Genomic DNA, 22,626 nt, shown 5'->3' on the forward strand with positions numbered 1-22,626 from the left:
TGATTATTTTCGGGATGAGATTGTGTGTATGCAGGAAGCCTAGGAAAGATCGTAGGGGCATCCAGTAATATATTTGTCTCTCTGGGGGATTGGGCCACGGTATGGGCTCCACACCTCTTCGCCTGGGAAGGCTGCGCTGTGCAGCTATATCCTTTCAGCAGAAACGATTGGACCAGGGAGCGTTGCATGCCCGGTAATTCCCGCGATCAGAAGGACGCAGAGAAGATGGTCAGGGAGGAGGAGGCGCGTGGCGGCCCCTTCGTGGTCGCTGCGGAATCGACCCTGATGCCGATGCTGATCGCCGATCCGACCCTGCCGGATGTGCCGATCGTCTTCGTCAACGCCGCGTTCATCAAACTCGGCGGCTACGCGCGGGAGGAGGTGCTGGGCAGGAGCTATCACCTCCTGTCCGGCTCCGACACCGACCCGGAGGTGGCGCGCGCCATCGATCTGGCCCTGCGCGCCGGGGAAGCCATCGTGCGCCAGGTGCAGCTCTACCGGAAGGACGGAAAGGAACTGTGGGTGCTCCAGCATGTCGCTCCCGTTTTCGAGGACGACCGGATCCGCTACCACTTCGCGTCCTTTGTCGACATCACCGCTCGCAAGGCGGCGGAAGATGAACTGCGGCAACTCAACGAGGAACTGGACCGCCGCGTCTCGTTACGCACCGGCCGGCTGGACGAGTTGAACCGCCAACTCGCCGCCGAGGTGGAGCGCCGCGTCGACATGGAGCGGGTGCTGCGCAACACGCTGCATGACAAGGACATGCTGCTGCGCGAGAAGGATGACCTGATGCGGGAGGTGAACCACCGGGTCAAGAACACCTTGCAGATGGCGTCGTCCTTCCTGCGCATCCAACTGGACGCAAACCGGAACCAGGAGCCGGCCGTGCAGGATGCGCTGCACAGCGCCGTGGAGCGGCTGGACCGCATGGCCGAGATCCACGAGAAGCTCTACCGGGCGCAGGGGCTGCAGGAGGTCGAATTCGGCGGGTATCTGGGGATGCTGTGCCGTGACCTGCTGGCGTCCTTCGGGGCCGCACAAGGCCGGCAGGTGGTCCTGGATATCGATGCCGACGAAGCGTTTCTGAAGCCGGACCAAGCCATCCCGCTCGCCCTGATCGCCAACGAGGCGATGATCAACGCGGTGAAATACGCGTTCCCGGGCGGGCGATCCGGCCGCATCTCCGTCTCGTTCCGCCACACCTCGCGCAGCCTTCTGCGCATGACCATCGCCGACGATGGCGTCGGCATGCCCGAGAACCGGCGCTCCGGTTCGCTCGGCCTGACCTTGATAGAGTTGCTGGCCGAGCAGATCGATGGCGGCGTGACCGTCAGGTCCGACAAAGGCACGACCGTCACGGTGTCGATCCCGGCATGACCGGCCCGGTGCCGTCTGCCGGGAAGGCGAGGAGCGATGCCGCCATGGACCCGGTCACAAACCCGCATATCCCGACATCCGAGGTGCTGCGTGGCTTGCTGGCCGAGGCTCCGGCCGACTGCGTGACGTTCGGCTGGCTGCTGGACAAACTCCACAAGCGCTCCTTCGGCATCGTTCTGCTGCTGCTGGCGCTGATCGGGCTGGCTCCGGGAACGTCGCCGGTCGTCGGCCTGCTGCTGACGATTCCCGCGATCCAGATGATCCTGGCGCGCGAGAGTCCGGCCTTTCCCCGGATCATCGCTTCCCGGCGCTTCCCGACACGGCGTCTGGTCCGTCTGGTCGATCGTGCCGTGCCGGTGTTGAGGCGCATGGAGACGGTCATACACCCGCGTTGGAAGACACCGTTCGAAGCGACGACGCGCGTGGTCGGGCTGGTCGTTCTCGCGCTGACAAGCGTCTTCTTCTTGCCGATTCCACTGAGCAACGTCGTTCCGGCCGTGACGATCATGCTGATCGCCCTGGCCTATCTCGAAGAGGATGGGGTGTTGCTGGCCTTGTCCTTGACGGCAGCAGCCGCCGTGATCCTGGCCGGGGCCTTCACCATCTGGCAGTCGGTCGAGGCGGTCCGTTCCCTGACTTCCTGAGCCGTGCATCGCACGCCGCGCGGCTGCGGCCAGACAGCGGTTCGCGGACAAATTCAGAAGCAATCATAAAATCATGCTGCAGCGAGGGAAATCGTGCATCAGCAAGCACCCAATTGACTCTGATATGATTATTTCAAGGCCTTCGTTGCAATAAAATATCTCGTCACCATATTCAATATTGAAATTTTGGAAGGAGATGGCCATGGCGATCAGACACATGACATTGCCGGAATGGGCGGAGTCGGAGCGTACAGCCTGGGCTTTGTCCGCACCGAAATGGAAGAACACGGCTTATCTGACACTTGGCATGTCGATCGGCTTTCTTGCGGGATTGCTGTTCGCCGGCTTCGGCGGATAGCCACCGCTTCAAGCCGCACGCCCTGCAGAGCACATAGCAATCCACCGGATACGCATGGGAGTGCCCAACGATGACCACAGCATTCACCCGCACGACCAGCAGGACCGTGACGTTCACGCATCCTTTTGCCTTGGGCGGCGTCGACGGAGTGCAGCCGGCGGGAAGCTACGTCGTGGAGACTGACGAGGAGTTGGTCGACTCGCTCTCCTTCCCCGTGTACCGGCGCACTGCGACCTGGATCCATCTGCCGCGGTCCGATGGCGGGGCCAACAGGGGAATGGCCATGTCGCAGACTGCGCTCATCGACCCGGATGAACTGGATCGGGTCCTTCAGTCGGCGGAAAAGGGAAGCCACTCAGCAGAATGAACCCGCGCCAAGCTATGCGCCGCTCAACGGCTTAGGGAGTTATAATAGACACGCTTCACACTCATGTATAGCGCAGAGGAGACATCGTCATGCAATCCGTCCACCCAAGCAACCGCTCATCGTCCATCCATTTCCTTCACGGGAAAATGTTCATCCAGACCGCGTCTTTGTTTCCATTGACCGTGACGGTTGCCGGTGAACGTCAACGCCAGCGGGAGCGTGGCTCCCAACTTCGCAATTGGGACGACGATGGTGGTGCGCAACCGCAAGAGAATGCTAAAGAGTGAGTTGACCGTCGGCCTCAAGATTTGGCATCGACGGTAGAGGAGAACGCCAACCGGGACGCCGGGCTGCCGGACCGCGGGTCGTCTCAGTTGAGCCATCGAGAAATGCACTCTCAGCGAATACGCCATCAGCGGCACCCTCAAACGATATCGGTTCGGTCCTTCGGGAGCCGCGGAAGGGCAGCACCATGAGCGATAAGGCATCCTTCCCGATCGTCGGCATCGGCGCATCCGCCGGCGGGGTGGAGGCCTTGGAGGGACTGTTCCGCGCCTTGCCTGCCGACAGCGGCATGGCCTTCGTGGTCGTCACCCATCTGGCGCCGCAGCACGAAAGCCTGCTGGCGGACATCATCGGCCGATGCACTCCCACACCGGCGCGCCAAGCCCGTGATGGGGATGAGGTCGAACCCGACCACATCTACACCCTGCAGCCCGGAACCCTGCTGACCATCGAGAGCGGCCGCTTGCGTGTCCGGCCGGAAAACTCCGCCCATCGCGAGCGCAATCCGATCGACATCTTCCTCGGCTCTCTTGCCGGCGACTGTGGGGAACGGGCTGTCGGCATCATCCTGTCGGGCAGCGGCAGCGACGGAACCCTGGGCGTCAAGGCGATCAAGGAGCGGGGCGGCTTCACCATCGCGCAGGGCCATGACGGCATCCCCCGCCATGATGGAATGCCGAACAGCGCCATCGCCACCGGCGTCGTCGACCTCGTCGCTCCGGTGGAGACGATGGCGGCGACGCTGGTGGACTACACGCGAACCGCGACGCCGCTGGGCGACCTGACGAACGAGAAGGACGTGCGTGAGGATGCGCGGCTGGAGGCGGCGCGCCGAAGCATCACCACCATCCTGCGCAACCAGATCGGGCACGACTTCCGGGGCTATAAGCACAACACCTTCCTGCGTCGCGTCCAACGCCGGATGCAGGCCCTGCGGCTGACGGACATCGACAGCTATGTCGACTATCTGCGCGAGGATCGCACCGAAGCCGCGGCGCTGTTTCGCGACCTGTTGATCGGCGTCACCACCTTTTTCCGCGACGGCGAGACCTTCCAGGCGCTGGAGGAGCTCGTCATCCCGCAGTTGTTCGCCGGGAAGAGCACCGGCGATGCGGTGCGCGTCTGGGTTCCCGGCTGCGCCACCGGCGAGGAGGTGTATTCCATCGCCATGCTGCTGTCGGAATATGCGGAAACCCTCCACTCCGTGCCGAAGATCCAGGTCTTCGCCACCGACATCGACGAGCATGCGCTGGAAGTGGCCCGCACCGGGCGTTATCCCGCCAGTCTGGTGCGGGATGTCCCGGCCGACCGGCTCAAACGCCATTTCATCGAGGACGGCACCAGCTATGTCGTCCGCAAGGAGGTGCGCGACCTGTGCATCTTCTCGGCGCACAGCATCGTCCGCGACCCGCCGTTTTCGCGCATCGACCTGATTTCCTGCCGCAACCTGCTGATCTACCTGGGGGTGGAGCTTCAGGATCAGGTCATCCCGATGTTCCACTATGCATTGCGACCCAGCGCCTATCTGTTCCTCGGCGTGGCCGAGACGATCGGGCAGCATCAGGCGCTGTTCCTGCCCATCGACAAGAAGCACCGTCTGTTCCGCCGGGAGGACACCGTCTCGGTGACCATTCCGTTCGCCTTGGCTGAGCATGGCGGCCGCTCGGTTCGCGGAGCGTCCGATACGCCCCGCTCCATCCAGTCCAATGCCGCCAACCTGCGCGGGCATGTGGAGGCGCGCGTTCTGGAGCGCTTCGCCCCGGCCCATGTCGTCGTCAACCAGAATGGCGAGGTCGTCTACTACTCCGCCAACACCGGCAAATACCTTCAGGCGCCTCCGGGCGCCCCGAACCGCCAGCTTCTGGCGATGGCCCGCAAGGGATTGCGGCTGGACCTGCGCGGCGCCCTGCATGAGGCGATGCAGACCCACAAGCCGGTGACCCGCAAGCATCTTGCGGTGGAGGTGGACGATCGCGTCCAGGTGCTGGATCTGACGATCGAGCCGTTCGACCGCGACGAGGAAGCCTTCTTCCTGGTCCTGTTTTCCGATGTCGGCCGCCCGAGTCCGCCGGAGGAAATCTACGGCAAGGAAAGCCAATGGGGTCAGGATCCCGTCGCGGTGGAGCAGTTGGAGCGTGAACTTCGCGACACCAAGGAGCGTCTTCAGAGCACGATCGAAGAGTACGAGACCTCGCTGGAGGAGCTGAAATCCGCCAACGAGGAACTCATCTCGGTCAATGAGGAGCTTCAATCGACCAACGAAGAGTTGGAAACGGCCAAGGAGGAAACGCAGTCCGTCAACGAAGAGCTCCACGCCGTCAACATCGAGCTCAACAGCAAGGTTGAGGAGCTGGATCAGTCCAACAACGACCTCCAGAACCTGTTCAACAGCACCCAGATCGGGATCGTCTTCCTGGACCGGTTCCTGCTGATCAGGAGTTTCACGCCGGCGGTCACCCGGATCTTCAATCTGATCGCGAGCGACCGCGGCCGGCCGCTGACCGATATCGCCACCCATCTCGATCAGGTCGATCTGGACCAGGATCTCGGCCATGCGCTCGCGGGGCCGGGGCCGGTGGAAAAGGCGGTCCGGTCCCGGGACGGCACCAGGCACTACATCATGCGCATTCTGCCGTACCGGAACGCCAGCAACGATTTGGAAGGCCTGTTGTTGACCTTCGTGGATGTCACGTCGCTCAAGGAGGCCGAGGAGCAGCAGCGCCAGCTGATCGGCGAGCTCGACCATCGGGTCAAGAACATGCTCGCCGTCGTGATCGCCCTGGCCCAGCAGACGCTGAAGACGATCGCCAAGGCACCGGAATGCACGGCGTTCCTCGGACGCCTGAAGGCGGTTGCCAGCACCTACGATCTGCTGACCCGTGACCGTTGGGGGAATATTCCCCTGAACGACATCGTGCTCAACGAGGCGAAACCCTATGCCGGCAGCGAAGGACGGTTCGTCGTTGAAGGACCCGCGGTTCAACTCCGGCCCAAGGCCGCGCTGGCGCTCGGCATGGTGATCCACGAGCTGGTGACCAACGCCGTGAAATACGGCGCATTGTCCGTGGCGGAGGGCCGCGTCGACGTGAGCTGGAAGTTCGGTCAGGAGGGGGATGCCGATCCGGCACTGCTTGTCCATTGGCGCGAGACGGGTGGGCCGGCGTTGTCGCCGCCCTCCCATCATGGCTTCGGCTCCAAACTGATCACCCAGCAGATCCGCTACGAACTGCGTGGCGACGCCATGGTTGATTACCGTCCGGCCGGTTTCGAGGCGACCTTCACCGTACCGATGGCCCAATTGAGGAGAGACGACGAAGCACCCGACCTCCTTGAAAAGTCCCGATGACCGAACGCCCGATGACCGAACGCCCACTTACAGGCAAGCGTCTCGAGGGCTGCCGGATCGTGATCGTCGAAGACGAATTGCTGATCGCCATGGCGTTGGAGCAAATTCTGCAGGATGCGGGAGCCACCATCGTCGGCATGGCCGGCTGCGTGGCGGACGCTCTGGCGCTGATAGCACGGGAGGATTTCGACGCCGCCGTGCTGGATGCCCGCCTGGATGACGAGCGGGTCACCGCCATCGCCGATGCGCTCGAAGCCGGCGCGAAGCCCTTCATTTTCCATTCCGGATACGGACCGGAGCATCTGCCGCCGGAGCACCGGCACCGGCCATTGCTCCGCAAACCGTCCGATCCCGCTGCCATTGTCCGCGTGCTGTGCAATGCCATCGCCTGCACGGAGAGCGGCGAACCGGGCCCGGCTAATCGGGCATGATGGAAAGTTCGAAAGGGACGGTGCCGGATGGCCGATTCCGCTGTTGATCCGACGATGATGGACAAAAGCGAACGATAAGAGTCCGGCATGGATAGGCAGACTCGGGACATTGTCGTGGTTGCGGCCTCCGCCGGCGGCGTTCAGGCGCTCCAGCGGCTGGTCAGCCAACTTCCCGGGGACTTGGCCGCTACCATTTTCGTCGTCGTCCACATCGGCGCCAACCGCCCAAGTCTTCTGCCCCATCTCCTCAGCCGAGCCGGCCCCATGCCGGCCTATCATCCCGTTCATGGCCAGCCCATCGAACGTGGCCGGATCTACGTTGCGCCCCCCGACCTCCACATGCGGCTGCAGACGGGGGTCATTCACCTCGACCGCGGCCCCAAGGTCCGCCACACCCGCCCGGCAGCGGACCCGCTTTTCGAATCGGCGGCAGCGGCATACGGGCCGAGAACGGTCGGGATCGTGCTGACCGGCGGGGATTTCGACGCAACGGCGGGAGCCAGAGCCATCAAGGCGCAGGGCGGCCTCATGATCGTTCAGCAACCGCACGAAGCCGAAGCGCCCTCGATGCCGCTCAGCGCACTCCGTGACGATCACCCCGACTACATCCTCCACATCGACGATATGCCCTCAGTTCTGGTGGATTTGACCAAAGGGATGTAGGTCGTCGCATCGGGCGACGGTGATTGTTCGAGAAACTCATCACCTTGATCGTCGCGCTGGAGACGATCATCCGCCTTCGGTCATTTCATCACCTCATGTAGCGCCTGCACGACACTGGATGACAGCGATGGCTTGCGCAGCAGCGGGCGATGACGGTGGGCGCTTGGGAGATGCTCGGGGCCATATCCCGAATGAAAAACAAAAGGAATGCCCCGCGCGTCCAGGGCGTCGGCAATGGCGGTGACCGGTTCATCGTCCAATCGGGCGTCCAGAAGTGCGACATCGAAGCTCTCCGCTTCGATCAGTGCAAGAGCGTCCGCGGTGGAAGCCGCGAGCCGGACAACGCTGGCGCCCGCCTCCTCGACCGCCGCCTCCAGAACGACGGTAACAAGAAATTCGTCCTCAACGATGAGGACCCGTCGCTCATCCAGCAGCTTTCCAGACATCCACCGCTCTCCTGGCTTAGAACTCCGGTAGAGCATATGCCTGCGGCCCTCGATGTACAGTTGGACAAAAGCCATGACCGTACACGCCAATGGGGTGGACAACGGAGCCGAGTCCGGCCTTTACACCGATAAATCACTCCTCCATCGGCTGCTTTCGCGCCTCACCGGACCTGCCCTGGTCTGTTCAACCACATGCTTATATACCCGCCGATGCACCTCTTGCGGCAAATCTCGTCGGGTGACTGGACTGCGGTGGGGCAGCGTGTCGCGGATGCTTTGCGCCCCGCAAGTGCGGCGGTTTGCATAAAGATGTGGCGCAACGGCGCCGCGGGCGCCAAAAAGCGGGCGTCGTTCCCACGGAAGGCGTCCTGCTTGCCCGAATTAATCAGATCGTCAATTTTTTGGCTTGGTATGGCCTGACCATTTCCCCGGCAAGTGCGCCTTTCCACACAGCTTCGGACAGAACCTCCATGGCAGATTTCTTCCCGCGTTGGCCGCTTGCGACCGGCCCCGTCGTCCAGCCGGACGAGCGCCTTCCCTGGGGCTCGACGATGACGCTCGGCATCCAGCATCTGGTCGCCATGTCCGGCTCGACCATCCTCGGGCCGTTGCTGATGGGGTTTGATCCAAACCTCGCGGTGCTGTTTTCAGGCATCGGCACGCTGATCTTCCTCGTGCTCACCGCCGGGCGCGTGCCGAGCTATCTCGGCTCCTCCTTCTCGTTCATCGCCGTGGTGATCGCGGTGACGGGGTACAGCGGCCAAGGCGCCAACCCGAACATCGGGCCGGCGCTCGGCGGCATCATCGCGGCCGGCGTGCTTTATGTCCTCATCGGCCTGCTCGTGACCTACACCAGCACCGGCTGGATCGAGCGGCTGATGCCGCCGGCGGTCACCGGCGCGGTGGGGGCGGCGATCGGCCTCAACCTGTCGCCGGTTGCCGTCAAGGGCATCGAGGGAACCGGCCCCCACACCCTTGTCGCCCTGTTCACGCTGGCCGCCACCGCCCTCATCGCGGTCTACGCCCCGCTTGCCATCCGGCGGCTCTCGATCCTCGCCGGCATCGCGGCGGGCTATGTCTTCTATCTCGTGCTGGCCAACGGGTTCGGCATGCTGCCGCCGGTCAGCTTCGCGGAACTGGCCGCCGCACCGTGGTTCGGCATGCCGGAGTTCCGCACGCCCAGCTTCGATGCCGGCGCCATGGCCCTCGTCGCACCCATCGCCTTCATCCTGGTCGCCGAGAATCTCGGCCACATCAAGGCCATCGGCGCCATGACCGGGCGCAACCTCGACCGTTACATCGGCCGCGGATTCATCGGCGACGGCATCGCCACCATCGTCTCGGGCAGCGGCGGCGGCACCGGTGTCACGACCTATGTCGAGAACATGGGCGTGATGGCGGTCACCCGCGTCTTCTCCACGCTCATCTTCGTCGTCGCCGCGGTCGCCGCGATCTTCCTGGGCTTCTCGCCGAAGTTCGGCGCCCTGCTGCGAACCATTCCGGCACCGGTGCTGGGCGGACTGGCGACGGTCGTCTTCGGCCTGATCGCCGCGGCGATGGTGCGCCTGTGGGTCGACAATCGCGTCGACTTCTCCGATCCGCGCAACCTCATCACCGTCGGCGTGACGCTGGTTCTCGGCGCCGGCAACTTCACCATTTCCGCCGGAGGCTTCTCCATCGGCGGCATCGGCACCGCGACCATCGCGGCGCTCGGCCTCTACCAGCTGCTCGGGATCGGGCGTTCCAGCGAGACCTCCCGCACCGCCCCCCAGCCGGCACCAACGACGCTCCACTGACGGAGCAGAGCAAAAGGGGAGCGCGTCCGCTCCCCCTTTCCCCTCATTTGACGAGCGGACAGCCGCTGTCCTTCGGGTCGATGTAGGCCTGCGCGGCGGGCACGGTCTTGACGATCTTGAAGTAATCCCAGGCGTATTTGGATTCGGCCGGCGTCTTGACCTGGGCCAGATACATGTCGTCGAAGATGCGGCCGTTGGCGGCGATCTTCGCCTCCTTCATCATCATGTCGGTGATGGGCATGCTGCGCATCTTGGCGGCCACGTTGTCAGCATCGTCGGTGCCGATCTCCTGCACGGCTTTCAGGTAATGGCGGACTGCCGAATAGACACCGGCCTGGTTCATCGACGGCTTGCGGCCGGTCCGTTCCTCGAACTTCTTCGACCAGGCGCGGGTTTCGTCGGTCATGTCCCAGTAGAAGGAGTTCGCCAGCATCAGCCCCTGGGAGGTCTCCAGGCCGAGCGCCTGGATGTCGTTGATGTTCAGCAACAGGCCGGCCAGGGTCTGCCCGCCCTGCGGAATGCCGAACTCGGCCGCCTGCTTGACGCCGTTAATGGTGTCGCCGCCGGCATTGGCGAAGGCCACCACATCCGCACCCGACGCCTGTGCCTGCAGCAGGTAGGAGGAGAAATCGGATGCACCCAGCGGATGGCGCACGCTGCCCTTGATCGTACCGCCGAGCTGCTTGACCGTGTTGGCCGCTTCGGCTTCCAGCGAATGGCCAAAGGCGTAATCGGCGGTGATGAAGTACCAGCTCTTCCGGCCCTGCTCGACCAGGGCACGGGCGGTGGCCGACGCCACGGCATGGTTGTCCCAGGTCCACTGGAAGCCGTAGGGGCTGCATTCCTTGCCCGTCAGGTCGGTGGAACCGGGACCGGACATCAGGAAGAGGCGCTTCTTGTCCCGCGTGATCGCCTGGACGGCCAAGGCGGCGGCGGAATTCGGCACGTCGGCGACGACATCGACCTTGTCGGTGTCGATCCATTGCCGCGCCAGATTGGCGGCGATGTCCGCCTTGTTCTGGTGGTCGCCGACGATGATCTCGATCTTCGTGCCGTTGACGGCGTTGCCGAACTCCTCGGCCGCCATCCTTGCGGCGATGGCCGATCCTTCACCGTTGATGTCGGCGTAGATGCCGGACCTGTCGGACAGCATGCCGATCTTGATGACGCTGTCGGACATCTGGGCCTGAGCTTGGGTTGAGGCGGCGCCTGAAGCCAGCGTGGCGACGGCGGCGCCGGCGAGAAGGAACTTGCGCATGTTTCACTCCCAATTCTGACAGTTCTTGGTGCTTGGGGCGGCCGTTCACGGTGGCGCCGCCCGGACGACGGTGGGACGATTGCTCAATGGGTGGTATAGCCGCCGTCCACCGGAATGACCGCCCCGGTGATCGATGCCGCGGCGTCGGAGCAGAGGAAGCCGATGGCGGCGGCGACCTCTTCCGGGGCGATCAGCCGGCCGGTCGGCATCTTTTCCAGGAACACCGCCTTCAGGACCTGATCCTCGGGCAGGCCGGTGACCTGCGCCTGCTGGGCGATCTGGCGTTCGATGATGGGGGTCAGCACCGTACCGGGACACACCGCATTGCAGGTGATGCCGTGGCCGGCGACCTCGATCGACACGGACTTGGTCAGGCCGATGATGCCGTGCTTGGCGGCGACATAGGCGGGCTTGTGCGGGGCGCCCACCATGCCGAGCACCGAGGCGGTGTTGACGATGCGTCCCCAGCGCCGCTCCCGCATCGCCGGCACGGCCGCCTTGATGGTGTGGAACGCCGCGCTCAGGTTGACGGCCAGCAGCAGGTCCCATTTGTCGTCGGGGAACTCGTGCAGTGCGGCGACATGCTGGATTCCGGCGTTGTTCACGAGGATGTCCACCGGTCCCAGCAGCTCCGCGGCCTCCGCCATCATGGCGCGGGCCTCCTCCGGGCGGCTGAGGTCGGCGCCCGAATAGACGATCCGGGTCCCGCTCTGCTCCGCGATCCCGGCACAGGTCCGGTCGATCTCCGCGCGGTCGCCGAAGCCGTTGACCATCACATGACAGCCCCGGCCGGCCAGTTCCCGCACGGTCGCCAACCCGATTCCGCTGGTGGAGCCGGTGACGACGGCGTTTCTGTTCTGCATTTATCGTTCCTCGGTCAGGAAATGGTACGGCTCAGAACGCCACCTGGTCGGCACCCTTGAGGTCGAGCATGGCGCGCGCCTCGGCGGGGGTGGCGACCTCCAGCGACAACTCCTCCAGGATGCGGCGGATCTTCGCCACCTGCTCGGCGCTGTTCTGCGCGAGCCGGCCCTTGGCGAGATAGAGGCTGTCCTCAAGCCCGACGCGGACATTGCCGCCCATCACCGCGGCCATGGTCGTGAAGGGGATCTGGTGGCGGCCGGCGGCCAGCACCGACCATTGGTAATCCTTGCCGAACAGGCGGTCGGCGGTCTCCCGCATGAAGACGAGGTTGCGCTCCTCCGCCCCGATGCCGCCGAGGATGCCGAAGATGGTCTGGATGAACAGCGGCGTCTTCACCAACCCGCGATCGAGGAAATGCGCGAGGTTGTACAGGTGGCCGACATCGTAGCACTCGAACTCGAAACGGGTGCCGCAGCCCTCCCCCAGATGTTCGAGGATATAGGCGATGTCGCGGAAGGTGTTGCGGAAGATGAAGTCGTCGGTGCTGCGCAGATAGGGCTCTTCCCAGTCGTGCTTCCAGTTCTGGTAGCGGTCGGCCAGGGGGAAGATGCCGAAATTCATCGACCCCATGTTGAGCGAGCACATCTCCGGCTTGGCCAGAAGCGGGGCGGCGAGCCGTTCCTGCACCGTCATGTTCAGCGAGCCGCCGGTGGTGATGTTCAGCACCGCATCGGTGGACTGCTTCAGCCGCGGCAGGAACTGCATGAACACCGCCGGATCCGGCGTCGGCTGGCCGGTGCGGGGATCGCGGGCGTGCAGATGCAGGATCGCCGCCCCGGCCTCGGCCGCGCCGACGCCCTGCTCGACGATCTCGTCGGGCGTGACCGGCAGGGCATCCGACATGGTGGGCGTGTGGATCGATCCCGTCAGCGCGCAGCTGATGATGACTTTGTTCCGTATTGCGGCCATGCATGGCCCTCCTGTGCTGGTCCGGCCGGGGAGGCTGCGGACGATTGAGAGTTGAGCGTCGGCAAGCGGTCGTGCTGCCGGTCGTGCCGGCGGTCAGCTGTGGTCGACGCCATCCAGGCGTCGCAGGTGGGCGGCGAGGCCGTCGGCGACCTCCTGCCGCTGCCCCTCGGTCCAGCTCCGGAATCCGGCACCCGTCTTCATGCCGAGCCGCCCGGAGGCGACCAGATCACGCAGGAGCTGCTGCGGGCCGGCGCTGCGGTCGAGGTCGGCCAGGACATGCTCGTGGACCGCCAGCGTCAGGTCGGTGCCGACGAGATCGGCGTTCTCCAGCGGCCCAAGGACGGCGAGCCGCCGGCCGAAGCTCGCCTTGACCACGGTATCCACCGTTTCGGCATCGCACACGCCGCTCTCGACCAGGGCGATCGCCTCGCGCCACATCGCGTGCTGCAGGCGGTTGCCGATGAAGCCGGGAACATCCTTGCGGACATGCACCGGCGTCTTCCCGATCGACGCCAGCAGGTCGATCATCGCGGCCACCGCCGCATCGCCGGTGTCCCGGGTCTGGACGACCTCGACCAGCGGGATCAGATGGGGCGGGTTCCACCAATGGGTGCCCATGGCACGGGTCTTGTCGCCGAGCGGTTCCATGATCAGGGTGATCGGGATGACCGACGTGTTGCTGGCCAGAAGCGCATGGGCGGGAGCGGCGGCCTCGACGGCGGCGAGGACGCGTTGCTTGAGTGCCAGATCCTCCGGCACCGCTTCGATCACGATGTCGGCACCGGCGACGGCGTCCGCCAGCATTTCCTGCGGGTGGATCAGGTCGGCGACCGCGGCGTCCTCTCCCAGAATCTGCAGATTGCGGCGGATAACGCCGAGGATCGCCGCCCGGCGGTCTGCATCGGGTTCCTGGATCGCGACGCGATGCCCGGCGGCGGCGAAGGCCTGCGCGATGCCGTGCCCCATCAGTCCGCCGCCGATGATCGCGATGCGCTGCTTTGTCATGGCGCGTGCATATCCCCCTTTTTCCTGACCCGAGCCCCTATCCCGCCTCCCGCCGGATATAAGGCGTGAAACGGATTGTTTAGGTAGGGCACGTTGTGGAAGGTTGGACAGCAACGCGCGTGCCAGTTGGACAACCAATTGAAAGGAAAGGGTTTTGGTGCCGCGATGTGCGATTTGGGGACGCAGGAGACATGGATTTCGGACAGTCCGCCCCCTCCTGCGACGGGACACCCTTGCAAATGGGCGCTTTCACCCTGTTCACTTTTCTGACAGACAATGTACATTATATTGACAATCGGTGAGGCGGAGGACTGTCGGATGCAGTCGGAACCAGCCGGTCACTTCGCCGCGGCGCGTGCGCTGATGGTGATGATCGACGAGATGATCGACGGCGCCATACTGGTCGACCGGGATGCGCGCGTCGTCTGGTCCAACGACAAGCATGTCTGGTTCAACGACAAGCTGATGGCGCAGCTCGGGCTGAGATCGACCGCGGACCTGATCGGCCAGCCGGTGGAGCGCGTCATCCCGCACAGCCGGATGCGCGAGGTTGTGGAAACCGGCCGGTCGCTGCCGCTCGACATCATGCGCTATGGCGAGCACACGCTGCTGGTCAGCCGCCTGCCCCTGCGCGACGAGCGGGGGGAGGTCATCGGCGCCCTCGCCTTCGCCCTGAAGAACAGCCTCACCTATCTCCGGCCCATCGCCGACCGCTTCAACAAGCTGCAATCGCGCCTGACCCGCGTGGAACAGGAACTGGCGGCAAGCCGGGCTTCCCAATACACGGTCGAGAACCTGATCGGCTTCAGCCCGGCGATGCTTCAGGTCAAGCGGCTGGTGCGGCGGGCGGGCCAGATCCGATCGGCGGTCCTGCTGCTGGGCGAGACGGGGACCGGCAAGGAACTGGTGGCCCAGTCGATCCATGCGTCGTCGGACCGGGTCCATCGCCCCTTCGTCGCGGTCAACACCGCCGCCATTCCCGAAAATCTTCTGGAAGCGGAGTTCTTCGGCGTCGCGCCGGGGGCCTATACGGGTGCGGGGCGCCAGCCGCGCCCCGGCAAGTTCCAGCTGGCCCATGGCGGGACGCTGTTCCTCGACGAGATCGGCGACATGCCGCTGCCGTTGCAGGCCAAGCTGCTGCGCGCCCTGCAGGAACGCGAGGTCGAACCGCTGGGGTCCAATCAGGTCGTCAAGGTCGATGTCCGCATCATCGCGGCGACCAGCCGGCCGCTGGCCGACATGGTGCGGAGCGGCGCCTTCCGGTCGGACCTCTATTATCGGCTCAACGTCTTCCCGATCCAGCTGCCGGCGCTACGTGACCGCAAGGACGACCTGGAAATCCTCGCCTCCCTTTTTTCGGAAAAGATCGCCATCAGCCTCGACCAGCCGATGCGCGAGCTGACGGCTGCGGCGCTCGATGCGCTGCGGCAGCATGATTGGCCCGGCAATGTCCGTGAATTGGCCAACGTGATCGAACAGGTCTATGTGCGCACCGAAGGGGAGCGCATCCTGGCCGAGGATTTCGCGGACATCCTTCCGGGCACGGCGATCCAGCCCCCCGAACCGCCGGACAGGAAACGCTCCCTGGCCGCGGCGATGGACGATCTGGAGCGGGCGCTCATCCTCGAAGCGCTGGAGGACAGCCGCGGGAACAAGCTGGAAGCCGCCCGCAGGCTCGGCCTGTCGCGCACGAACCTCTATGCCAAGCTGCGCAAGCACGGCATTCCGTCGCAGCCGGACGACTGACGCCGCGCAACCGTGAACGGCACCAAATCGACGTTCGCCTGTTATCCCGCTTCAGGCGGCGGCCGGTGACGACCGGCCGGCCCTTGTTGGCCGGGAGGAACAGATGGGTATCACCGTGAACGGGGCCGAGGTGGATCTGCCAGATGATCCACGCGTCTCCCTGCTCGACCTGCTTCGTGAAAAGCTCCACCTGTCCGGCACCAAGAAGGGCTGCGACCAGGGAGCCTGCGGCGCCTGCACGGTGCTGGTCGACGGCCAGCGCATCCTCTCCTGCCTTGCGCTTGCGGTGCAGTATGAGGGGCGCTCGGTCACCACGATAGAAGGCGTCGGCACAGACGGCGCGCTGCACCCGCTGCAGCAGGCCTTCATCGAGCATGACGGCTTCCAGTGCGGCTACTGCACGCCCGGCCAGATCTGTTCGGCCATCGGCATGATCGAGGAATTGCGGCGCGGGGTGCCCAGCCACGTCACCGGCGACCTCCACGCCACATCGATCCCCTACAGCCGCGACGAGCTGCGCGAGCGGATGAGCGGCAACCTGTGCCGCTGCGGCGCGCACAACGGCATCATCGACGCCATCGCCGAAACCTATCGGGCCAATGCACATCCGGAGGCCGCGGAATGACGCCCTTCACCTACACGCAGGCGGCCGATGCGGACGCCGCGGTCCGCCTTGCCGGCAACCGGCAAGCGGGCGCCCGGTATCTCGGCGGCGGCACCAACCTCGTCGACCTGATGCGCGAGACCATCGAACGTCCCACGGCGCTCGTGGACGTCACCGGGCTGTCGGACGGGATCACGGAGACCGACGGCGGCGGCCTGCTGATCGGTGCGGCGGTGCGCAACACCGCCCTTGCCGAGCATCGGCTGGTCCGCAGCCGCTATCCGATGCTGGCCCGCGCGATCCTGGCCGGTGCCTCCCCGCAGATCCGCAACATGGCGACCGTGGCGGGCAACATCCTCCAGCGCACGCGCTGCGCCTATTTCTACGATCAGGCCGGATCGCGCTGCAACAAGCGGGAGCCCGGCCAGGGCTGCGACGCCATCGACGGCTTCAACCGCATGCATGCGATCCTCGGCGCCTCGCAGTCCTGCGTCGCGACCCACCCGTCGGACATGTGCGTGGCGCTGGCGGCCCTCGACGCGACCGTTCATCTGACCGGTGCCCAGGGCGAACGCCGCCTGCCCTTCGCGGATCTGCACCGGCTGCCCGGCGACGAGCCCGACCGCGACACGGTGCTGCAGCCGGGCGACCTCATCACGGTGGTGGAACTGCCGGCCCTTCCGCCGGCGGCGCGATCCGCCTACCGCAAGGTCCGCGACCGGTCGAGCTACGCCTTCGCCCTGGTTTCGGTCGCCGCCGCTCTGGCGGTGGAGAACGGGACCGTGACGGATGTGCGGCTGGCGCTCGGCGGCGTCGCGCACAAGCCCTGGCGCGCATCGAAGGCGGAGTTGGCTCTGCGCGGCCAGCCCGCGACCGAGGCCGCCTTCCAGGCGGCTGCGGCCGCTGAACTGGCGGAGGCCACCCCGCTGCGGGACAACGCCTTCAAGATCGAACTGGCGCAACGGGTCATCGTCGCCGTGCTCGGCGAGTTGGCGGAAAGCAGGCTGACGGGAGACGGGGCATGAGCATCGTCGACAAGGGCAAGGAAGCGGCGCAGGGCATCGCGCAATCGGTGATGAAGAAGGCCGTCGAGCTGGCGCCCGGCGCCCTCCTGCCGGGCGGTCGTCCCGACCCGTTGATCCGGCGCCAGCACGGCCATATCGGCAAGCCGGTCAGCCGGGTCGACGGTCCGCTGAAGGTGCGGGGCGCCGCCCCCTTCGCGGCGGAAATCGCGCTGGACGGCATGGTCTATGCCGCACTCGCCTACAGCACCATCGCCAAGGGCCGCATCGTCACCCTCGACACCGCCTCGGCGGAGGCGGCACCGGGCGTGATCCTGGTGATGACCCACCGCAACGCCCCGCGCCTCAACCCGCCGCCGCGATTCCTCAGCGGGGACAAGGCGGCGGCGGGCGACGATTCGCCGGTCATGCAGGACGACCGCGTCCGGTGGAACGGCGAGCCTATCGCCCTGGTGCTGGCCGAGACCCAGGAGCAGGCAGACCACGCCCGCTCGCTGATCCGCGTGACCTACGCGGAGGAGCCGGCGGCAACCTCCCTGCCCACGGCCGACGGCTGCGAGGTCGGGACCTTCATGGGCGAGCCATTGCGCGCGGTGGTCGGCGATGCGGATGCGGCCCTGGCCGCCGCTCCGCACAAGGTTGAGGCGGTCTACACCACGCCGGGCCACAACCACAACGCCCTGGAACTGCATGGCGCGACGCTGGTCTGGCGGGGCGACGAGCTGTTCGTCCATGACGCCACGCAGGCGGTCGCGCACACCGCATGGTCGATGGCGCAGGTCTTCGGCCTTGAGGAGGCCCAGGTCCATGTCAGTTCGCCCTTCGTCGGCGGAGGGTTCGGCGCCAAGGGGCTGTGGCAGCACCAGATCCTCGCAGCGGCGGCGGCGCGGCTGGCCGGTCGCCCGGTCCGCATCCCCCTGTCGCGGGAGGGCGTGTACCGCATCGTCGGCGGCCGCAGCCCGACCGAGCAGCGGGTGGCGCTCGGCGCCGATGCCGATGGCCGGCTGACGGCGATCATCCATCGCGGCGTGACGCCGAAGACGCGCCACAGCCCGATGCCGGAGCCCTTCATCCTGCCGACACAGAGCGCCTACGCCGCCCAGACCTTCGCGCTGGAGGTGCAGACCTGTTACCTCGACATGGTCGCCAACACCTTCATGCGCGCACCCGGCGAAGCGGTCGGCACCGTCGCCCTGGAATGCGCGATGGACGAACTGGCCGAACAGCTCGGCATGGATCCGATCGAGCTGCGCATCCTCAACGAACCGGAGAAGGATCCGCTCTCCGGCCGGCCCTTCTCCGCCCGCAACATCGTGGCGGCGTACCGGGCCGGCGCCCAGCGCTTCGGCTGGGAGCGGCGAAACCCGGTGCCCCGGTCGCGGCGGGAGGGGGACTGGCTCGTCGGCATGGGCTGCGCCACCGCGACCTACCCCTATCACCGCATGCCCGGTGGTGCTGCGCGCATCACGCTCGACGCGGCCGGGCATGTCCGCATCGACGTGGCGGCGCACGAGATGGGCATGGGCACCGCGACCACCCACACGCAGGTCGCCGCCGACCGCCTCGGCCTGCCGCTGGAGGCGGTGACGGTCCGCTACGGCGACTCCTCGTTGCCTGGCGTCATCCTTGCCGGCGGTTCGCAGCAGACGGCTTCCGTCGGCCTCTCCGTGATGATGGCCCACCAGGAACTGGTCGGCGAACTGCTGAAGCTCGCCGGCAACGATTCACCGCTGGCCGGGCTCGGTGCCGACGAGGTGGAATGCACCGACGCCGGCCTGCGCAAACAGGACGAGCCCGGCCGGTTCGAGAGCTACGCCTCGATCCTGGCACGGTCGGGGCGCAGCGAACTGGTGGTGGAAGGCAAGGCGCCGATGCCGTTGGAGACGATGCATTGGTCGATGCATTCCCACGGCGCGATGTTCTGCGAGGTGCGGGTCAACGCCATCACCGGCGAAACCCGGGTCAGCCGCTTCCTGGGTTCCTTCGACTGCGGCCGCATCATCAATCCGAAGACGGCGGCGAGCCAGTTCCGCGGCGGCATCATCATGGGACTGGGGCTGGCCCTGATGGAGGAGACGCAGTTCGACGGGCGGAACGGCCGGATCATGAACCGCAACCTCTCCGACTATCACCTTCCCGTGCATCTGGACGTGCCGGAGATCGAGGTGATCTGGACCGACATTCCGGACCCGCATGCCCCGATGGGCGCCCGCGGCATCGGCGAGATCGGCATCACCGGCACCGGCGCCGCCGTCGCCAACGCCATCCACAACGCCACCGGACGGCGGGTGCGGGAGTTTCCGATCACGCTCGACAAGCTCCTGTGATCGGGTCCCGAACCAGGCATGTTCCGTTGTGGTCAAAGCTGGCTGCACAGGCGGTAGGCATCGAAGATCGAGGCATGCAGATCGCGGCTGGCCACCGCATCGCCGATGCGGTGCAGGGCGAAGCGGCCGGGCCGCAAATCCTGAGGCTGGCCGGCCAGCAGCCGGTCGATGTCGGTCACCCCGTCATTCAGCGACGCGGCACGCAGGTCGTGGAACACCCCGTCCATCGGCAGCGTGCCGTGTTCGACCACGACCTGGGCGGTGACGATCACGCGCTCCTCATCCGTCATGTCGTTGCGCAGGATGGCGGCGAGACGATTGCCCTGGCGGCGCACCCGGACCAGGCGGTGATCGACCAGGGGCGTGATGCCTTGCTGGTAAAGCCTTTTGCGGAAGCTGGAGGTGTCCTGATACGGCATCTCGACCGCCGCCGCGGCATCGGGCGTGACGAAGGTCACCGTCTTTCCCGCCGCCGCCAGCTTCAGCGCGCAGGAGGGTGCCGCCTGCCGGCCGGTGCCGTCATAGACCAGCACGTCGTCCTGCGCCGGGACGTGGCCGGACAGCATGTCCCAGACGCTGGCGCAATGCTCGCCGCCATCCAGCCAGTCCAGATCGGGGATGCCGCCAGTGGCGACGATGACGATGTCCGGGTTCTCCGCAAGGATATCGGCGGCTTCGGCGAAGACATTCAGGCGGATGTCCACGTCCAGCCGCTCCAACTCGCTCCGGCGCCATTCGGTGATGCCCAGGAGATCCTGCCGCCCTTCGGCGCCGGCGGCGATCAGGACCTGCCCGCCCAGCCTGCTTCCCGCTTCGAACAGGGTGACGCGATGGCCGCGTTCGGCCAGCACGCGCGCGGCCTCCATTCCCGCCGGGCCGCCGCCGACCACCACCGCGCGGCGCGGCGTGTCGGCGGGCGCGACCTCGTGGCTCAGCGTGGTTTCGCGGGTCGTGGCGGGGTTGTGGATGCAATGCGCCTTGCGATAGAGGCAGTAGGACGCCCCGACACAGGGCCGGATACGCTCCTCCTCGCCGCGCTGGATCTTGGCGACCAGATGCGGGTCCGCGATGTGCGCCCGCGTCATGCCGACCAGATCGGCGATGCCTTCGCGCAGGACATGCCGCGCCGTCGCCACGTCACGGATCCCCGCCGCATGCATGACGGGGAGGCCGACCTCGGCGCGGAAGCGCCGCACCTCGGCCAGGAACGGGGCGCTGCGCTGGAACATGCCGGGCATGTTGTGTTCGGTCAGCAGCAGGTCGCTGTCCATCCGGCCATAGATGCAGTTGAAGAAGTCGATATGGCCTTCGCGCTGGAGCATGTGGGCGATTTCGAGGCTTTCGTCCATATGCAGCCCGTCCTCGCCCCCTTCGTCGATGACGTAGCGGATGCCGATGACGCAATCCGGGCCGACGGCCTCGCGCATCGCCTCATGCGCCATCAGCACGAAGCGGGCGCGGTTTTCGGTAGAGCCGCCGAAGCCATCGGTGCGCAGATTGGTGCGGGGCGACAGGAACTGGCCCATCAGATGCCCGCCGGTCAGCGTTTCCACCCCGTCCAGCCCGGCTTGGCGGCAGCGCCTCGCGGCGGCGGCGTAATCGGCGATGACGCGGTCGATGTCGGCGCGGTCCATTTCCTTGGGAAAGCTGCGGGTCCGGGTTTCGCGAACGCGCGATGGGGCAATCGCCGGCAGCCAGCCGCTGCCCAGCGCGGTCGCCCGCCGCCCAAGATGCGACACCTGGCACATGATCGCGGCGCCATGGCCGTGGATGCGCTGCGCCATCGCCTCGAGATGCGGCAGGATCGCGTCGCTCGACAGATTGAGCTGCCCGCCGCCCCAGCTTGAATCGCGCGAGGTCATGGCGGAGCCGCCGACCATCGTCATGGCGATGCCGCCCTTGGCCTTTTCCTCGTGGTAGCGCTGGTACCGCTCGGTCGGCATGCCGCCCTCGTCCAGCATCGAGGCATGGCTGGTGCTGATGATGCGGTTGCGCAGCAGAAGCCCGCCCAGCCGGAACGGCGACAGCAGGGGATCGGACGACTGGAAGCTCGGCTGGGTCGCGATCTGCATGGCTGGGGGGTTCTCCTTGGCGTGCCCGGGCGGGGCGGACATGAGCCAAGGATGTGCCTGTGGAGCACGGGCCGGGAAGCTTGATAAAACCTGCAAGAGGTATACGCTGAGCGTATGGCCCTGCGCAGCATCGCTCCCCTTGCCAGAACCCTGTTCATCTTCGAGGCCGCCGCCCGGACGGGCAGCTTTTCGGCTGCGGCGCGGGAATTCAACGTGACCCAGCCGTCCGTCAGCCGCAGCATCGCGCAGCTCGAGGATCGGCTGGGATTGCGGCTGTTCCAGCGCATCCCCACCGGTATTACCCTGACCACCGAGGGTGACGAGATCTTCCGCACCATGCGCGACAGTCTCGAGGCGATCGACCGCACGGTCGATGCCGTGCGTCAGCGCGCGGCGAAGACGCGGATCACCCTGTCCTTCTCCAGTTCCTTCGCCACCCATTGGCTGGTGCCGCGGCTACGCGCCTTCAAGGCGGCGTTCCCGACCGTCGAACTGCGTCTGGATCTGGTGCAGGGAATGCTGGGCCAGCCCCCGTTCGACGTGGACATCGCCACCCGCGTGGTCGAGGCCGACGACCCGCGCTATCACATCTGGCCCTTCGCGCCGGAAATCATCATGCCGGTCTGCAGCCCCGCCTATCTGGCGGAGCGCGGTCCCCTGGATGCCGATCCGCAACGCCATGTCTTCCTGAACCTGAACGACGAGCACAAGGCGCATTGGAGCCGGCTTCTGAACCCAAGCGGGCGTCTGGATGGCATCGGGACCTGGGATGTGTTCTCGGACTATTCGGTCGCGCTGCAGGCCGCGCAGAATGGCGAGGGGATCGCGCTCGGCTGGGTGAGCGTCGCATCCCGCGCGCTTTGCGAAGGGCATCTGGTTCGCGCCGGCTCAGGCGAAATACGCACCGGGCGCTGGCATTCGCTCATCGCGCCGAAAGCCCGCCCGCTGCAGCCCGTGGTGCCTGCGATCTGCGACTGGCTGATCGCGGTGATGCGCGACGACCTGGAGCGCCTCGACCTTGCCCGGCCCGCATGAGAACGACG

The 22,626-nt window shown here is 66.0% G+C and carries 20 protein-coding genes; 14 read left to right on the forward strand and 6 right to left on the reverse strand.

What is annotated here, in order from left to right:
• The first annotated feature begins 186 nt into the window (after positions 1-186).
• The 8 genes from ACWPKK_RS16640 to ACWPKK_RS16675 all read left to right on the forward strand — a co-directional run bounded on the left by ACWPKK_RS16640 (position 187) and on the right by ACWPKK_RS16675 (position 7,474).
• Positions 187-1,380, forward strand: a complete 1,194-nt coding sequence (locus ACWPKK_RS16640) for a sensor histidine kinase (RefSeq protein ID WP_452006201.1) — start codon at positions 187-189, stop codon at positions 1,378-1,380.
• A complete protein-coding gene (locus tag ACWPKK_RS16645; protein WP_452006204.1) occupies positions 1,377-2,024 on the forward strand; it encodes an exopolysaccharide biosynthesis protein in 648 nt (215 codons plus the stop codon). The genes ACWPKK_RS16640 and ACWPKK_RS16645 overlap by 4 nt, the downstream gene beginning before the upstream one ends.
• A 202-nt stretch (positions 2,025-2,226) precedes the next feature.
• Positions 2,227-2,382, forward strand: coding sequence for a hypothetical protein (locus ACWPKK_RS16650; RefSeq protein ID WP_452006207.1), 156 nt, complete (start codon positions 2,227-2,229; stop codon positions 2,380-2,382).
• A gap of 70 nt (positions 2,383-2,452) precedes the next feature.
• Positions 2,453-2,749, forward strand: coding sequence for a hypothetical protein (locus tag ACWPKK_RS16655; RefSeq protein WP_452006209.1), 297 nt, complete (start codon positions 2,453-2,455; stop codon positions 2,747-2,749).
• 89 nt (positions 2,750-2,838) lie between these two features.
• Positions 2,839-3,036 carry a hypothetical protein gene (locus ACWPKK_RS16660; protein ID WP_452006211.1) on the forward strand — a complete coding sequence of 66 codons (198 nt, stop codon included), beginning with the start codon at positions 2,839-2,841 and terminating at the stop codon, positions 3,034-3,036.
• 185 nt (positions 3,037-3,221) lie between these two features.
• Positions 3,222-6,380, forward strand: a complete 3,159-nt coding sequence (locus tag ACWPKK_RS16665; protein WP_452006213.1) for a chemotaxis protein CheB — start codon at positions 3,222-3,224, stop codon at positions 6,378-6,380.
• Complete coding sequence (locus ACWPKK_RS16670; protein ID WP_452006216.1) at positions 6,377-6,811, forward strand: response regulator; 435 nt, start codon at positions 6,377-6,379, stop codon at positions 6,809-6,811. Before ACWPKK_RS16665 ends, ACWPKK_RS16670 begins: the two co-directional genes overlap by 4 nt.
• Positions 6,812-6,898: 87 nt before the next feature.
• Complete coding sequence (locus tag ACWPKK_RS16675) at positions 6,899-7,474, forward strand: chemotaxis protein CheB (RefSeq protein WP_452006218.1); 576 nt, start codon at positions 6,899-6,901, stop codon at positions 7,472-7,474.
• A gap of 80 nt (positions 7,475-7,554) precedes the next feature.
• Here ACWPKK_RS16675 and ACWPKK_RS16680 read toward each other — a convergent pair whose 3' ends face one another.
• Entirely contained in the window at positions 7,555-7,920 is a 366-nt protein-coding gene (locus ACWPKK_RS16680) for a response regulator (protein ID WP_452006221.1), read from the reverse strand.
• 470 nt (positions 7,921-8,390) lie between these two features.
• Here ACWPKK_RS16680 and ACWPKK_RS16685 point away from each other — a divergent pair, with 470 nt between their 5' ends.
• A complete protein-coding gene (locus ACWPKK_RS16685) occupies positions 8,391-9,716 on the forward strand; it encodes a solute carrier family 23 protein (RefSeq protein ID WP_452006224.1) in 1,326 nt (441 codons plus the stop codon).
• A 43-nt stretch (positions 9,717-9,759) separates the two neighbouring features.
• On the opposite strand, the gene ACWPKK_RS16690 is transcribed toward ACWPKK_RS16685, so the two are convergent.
• From ACWPKK_RS16690 to ACWPKK_RS16705, 4 genes are all read right to left on the reverse strand, one after another.
• Positions 9,760-10,974 (reverse strand): ABC transporter substrate-binding protein, encoded by a 1,215-nt coding sequence (locus tag ACWPKK_RS16690; protein WP_452006227.1) that lies wholly within the window; start codon positions 10,972-10,974, stop codon positions 9,760-9,762.
• An 83-nt stretch (positions 10,975-11,057) separates the two neighbouring features.
• Entirely contained in the window at positions 11,058-11,837 is a 780-nt protein-coding gene (locus ACWPKK_RS16695; RefSeq protein ID WP_452006230.1) for a 3-hydroxybutyrate dehydrogenase, read from the reverse strand.
• Between the two features lie 31 nt (positions 11,838-11,868).
• Complete coding sequence (locus ACWPKK_RS16700) at positions 11,869-12,807, reverse strand: 3-keto-5-aminohexanoate cleavage protein (protein ID WP_452006233.1); 939 nt, start codon at positions 12,805-12,807, stop codon at positions 11,869-11,871.
• 93 nt (positions 12,808-12,900) lie between these two features.
• Positions 12,901-13,812, reverse strand: coding sequence for a 3-hydroxyacyl-CoA dehydrogenase family protein (locus ACWPKK_RS16705; protein WP_452006235.1), 912 nt, complete (start codon positions 13,810-13,812; stop codon positions 12,901-12,903).
• 318 nt (positions 13,813-14,130) lie between these two features.
• Between ACWPKK_RS16705 and ACWPKK_RS16710 the strand changes: the two genes are divergently transcribed.
• The 4 genes from ACWPKK_RS16710 to ACWPKK_RS16725 all read left to right on the forward strand — a co-directional run bounded on the left by ACWPKK_RS16710 (position 14,131) and on the right by ACWPKK_RS16725 (position 19,511).
• On the forward strand, positions 14,131-15,558 hold the full coding sequence (locus ACWPKK_RS16710) for a sigma-54 interaction domain-containing protein (RefSeq protein ID WP_452006238.1): 1,428 nt from the start codon (positions 14,131-14,133) through the stop codon (positions 15,556-15,558).
• A 103-nt stretch (positions 15,559-15,661) separates the two neighbouring features.
• Positions 15,662-16,183, forward strand: coding sequence for a 2Fe-2S iron-sulfur cluster-binding protein (locus tag ACWPKK_RS16715; RefSeq protein ID WP_452006240.1), 522 nt, complete (start codon positions 15,662-15,664; stop codon positions 16,181-16,183).
• Positions 16,180-17,187, forward strand: coding sequence for an FAD binding domain-containing protein (locus ACWPKK_RS16720; RefSeq protein WP_452006242.1), 1,008 nt, complete (start codon positions 16,180-16,182; stop codon positions 17,185-17,187). Before ACWPKK_RS16715 ends, ACWPKK_RS16720 begins: the two co-directional genes overlap by 4 nt.
• Positions 17,184-19,511, forward strand: a complete 2,328-nt coding sequence (locus tag ACWPKK_RS16725) for a xanthine dehydrogenase family protein molybdopterin-binding subunit (RefSeq protein WP_452006244.1) — start codon at positions 17,184-17,186, stop codon at positions 19,509-19,511. Before ACWPKK_RS16720 ends, ACWPKK_RS16725 begins: the two co-directional genes overlap by 4 nt.
• A 32-nt stretch (positions 19,512-19,543) precedes the next feature.
• On the opposite strand, the gene ACWPKK_RS16730 is transcribed toward ACWPKK_RS16725, so the two are convergent.
• Entirely contained in the window at positions 19,544-21,583 is a 2,040-nt protein-coding gene (locus tag ACWPKK_RS16730; protein WP_452006247.1) for an oxidoreductase, read from the reverse strand.
• Positions 21,584-21,697: 114 nt separating this feature from the next.
• Between ACWPKK_RS16730 and ACWPKK_RS16735 the strand changes: the two genes are divergently transcribed.
• Entirely contained in the window at positions 21,698-22,618 is a 921-nt protein-coding gene (locus ACWPKK_RS16735) for a LysR substrate-binding domain-containing protein (protein ID WP_452006249.1), read from the forward strand.
• Positions 22,619-22,626: the final 8 nt, after the last annotated feature.

This window comes from Azospirillum largimobile (assembly GCF_977007025.2).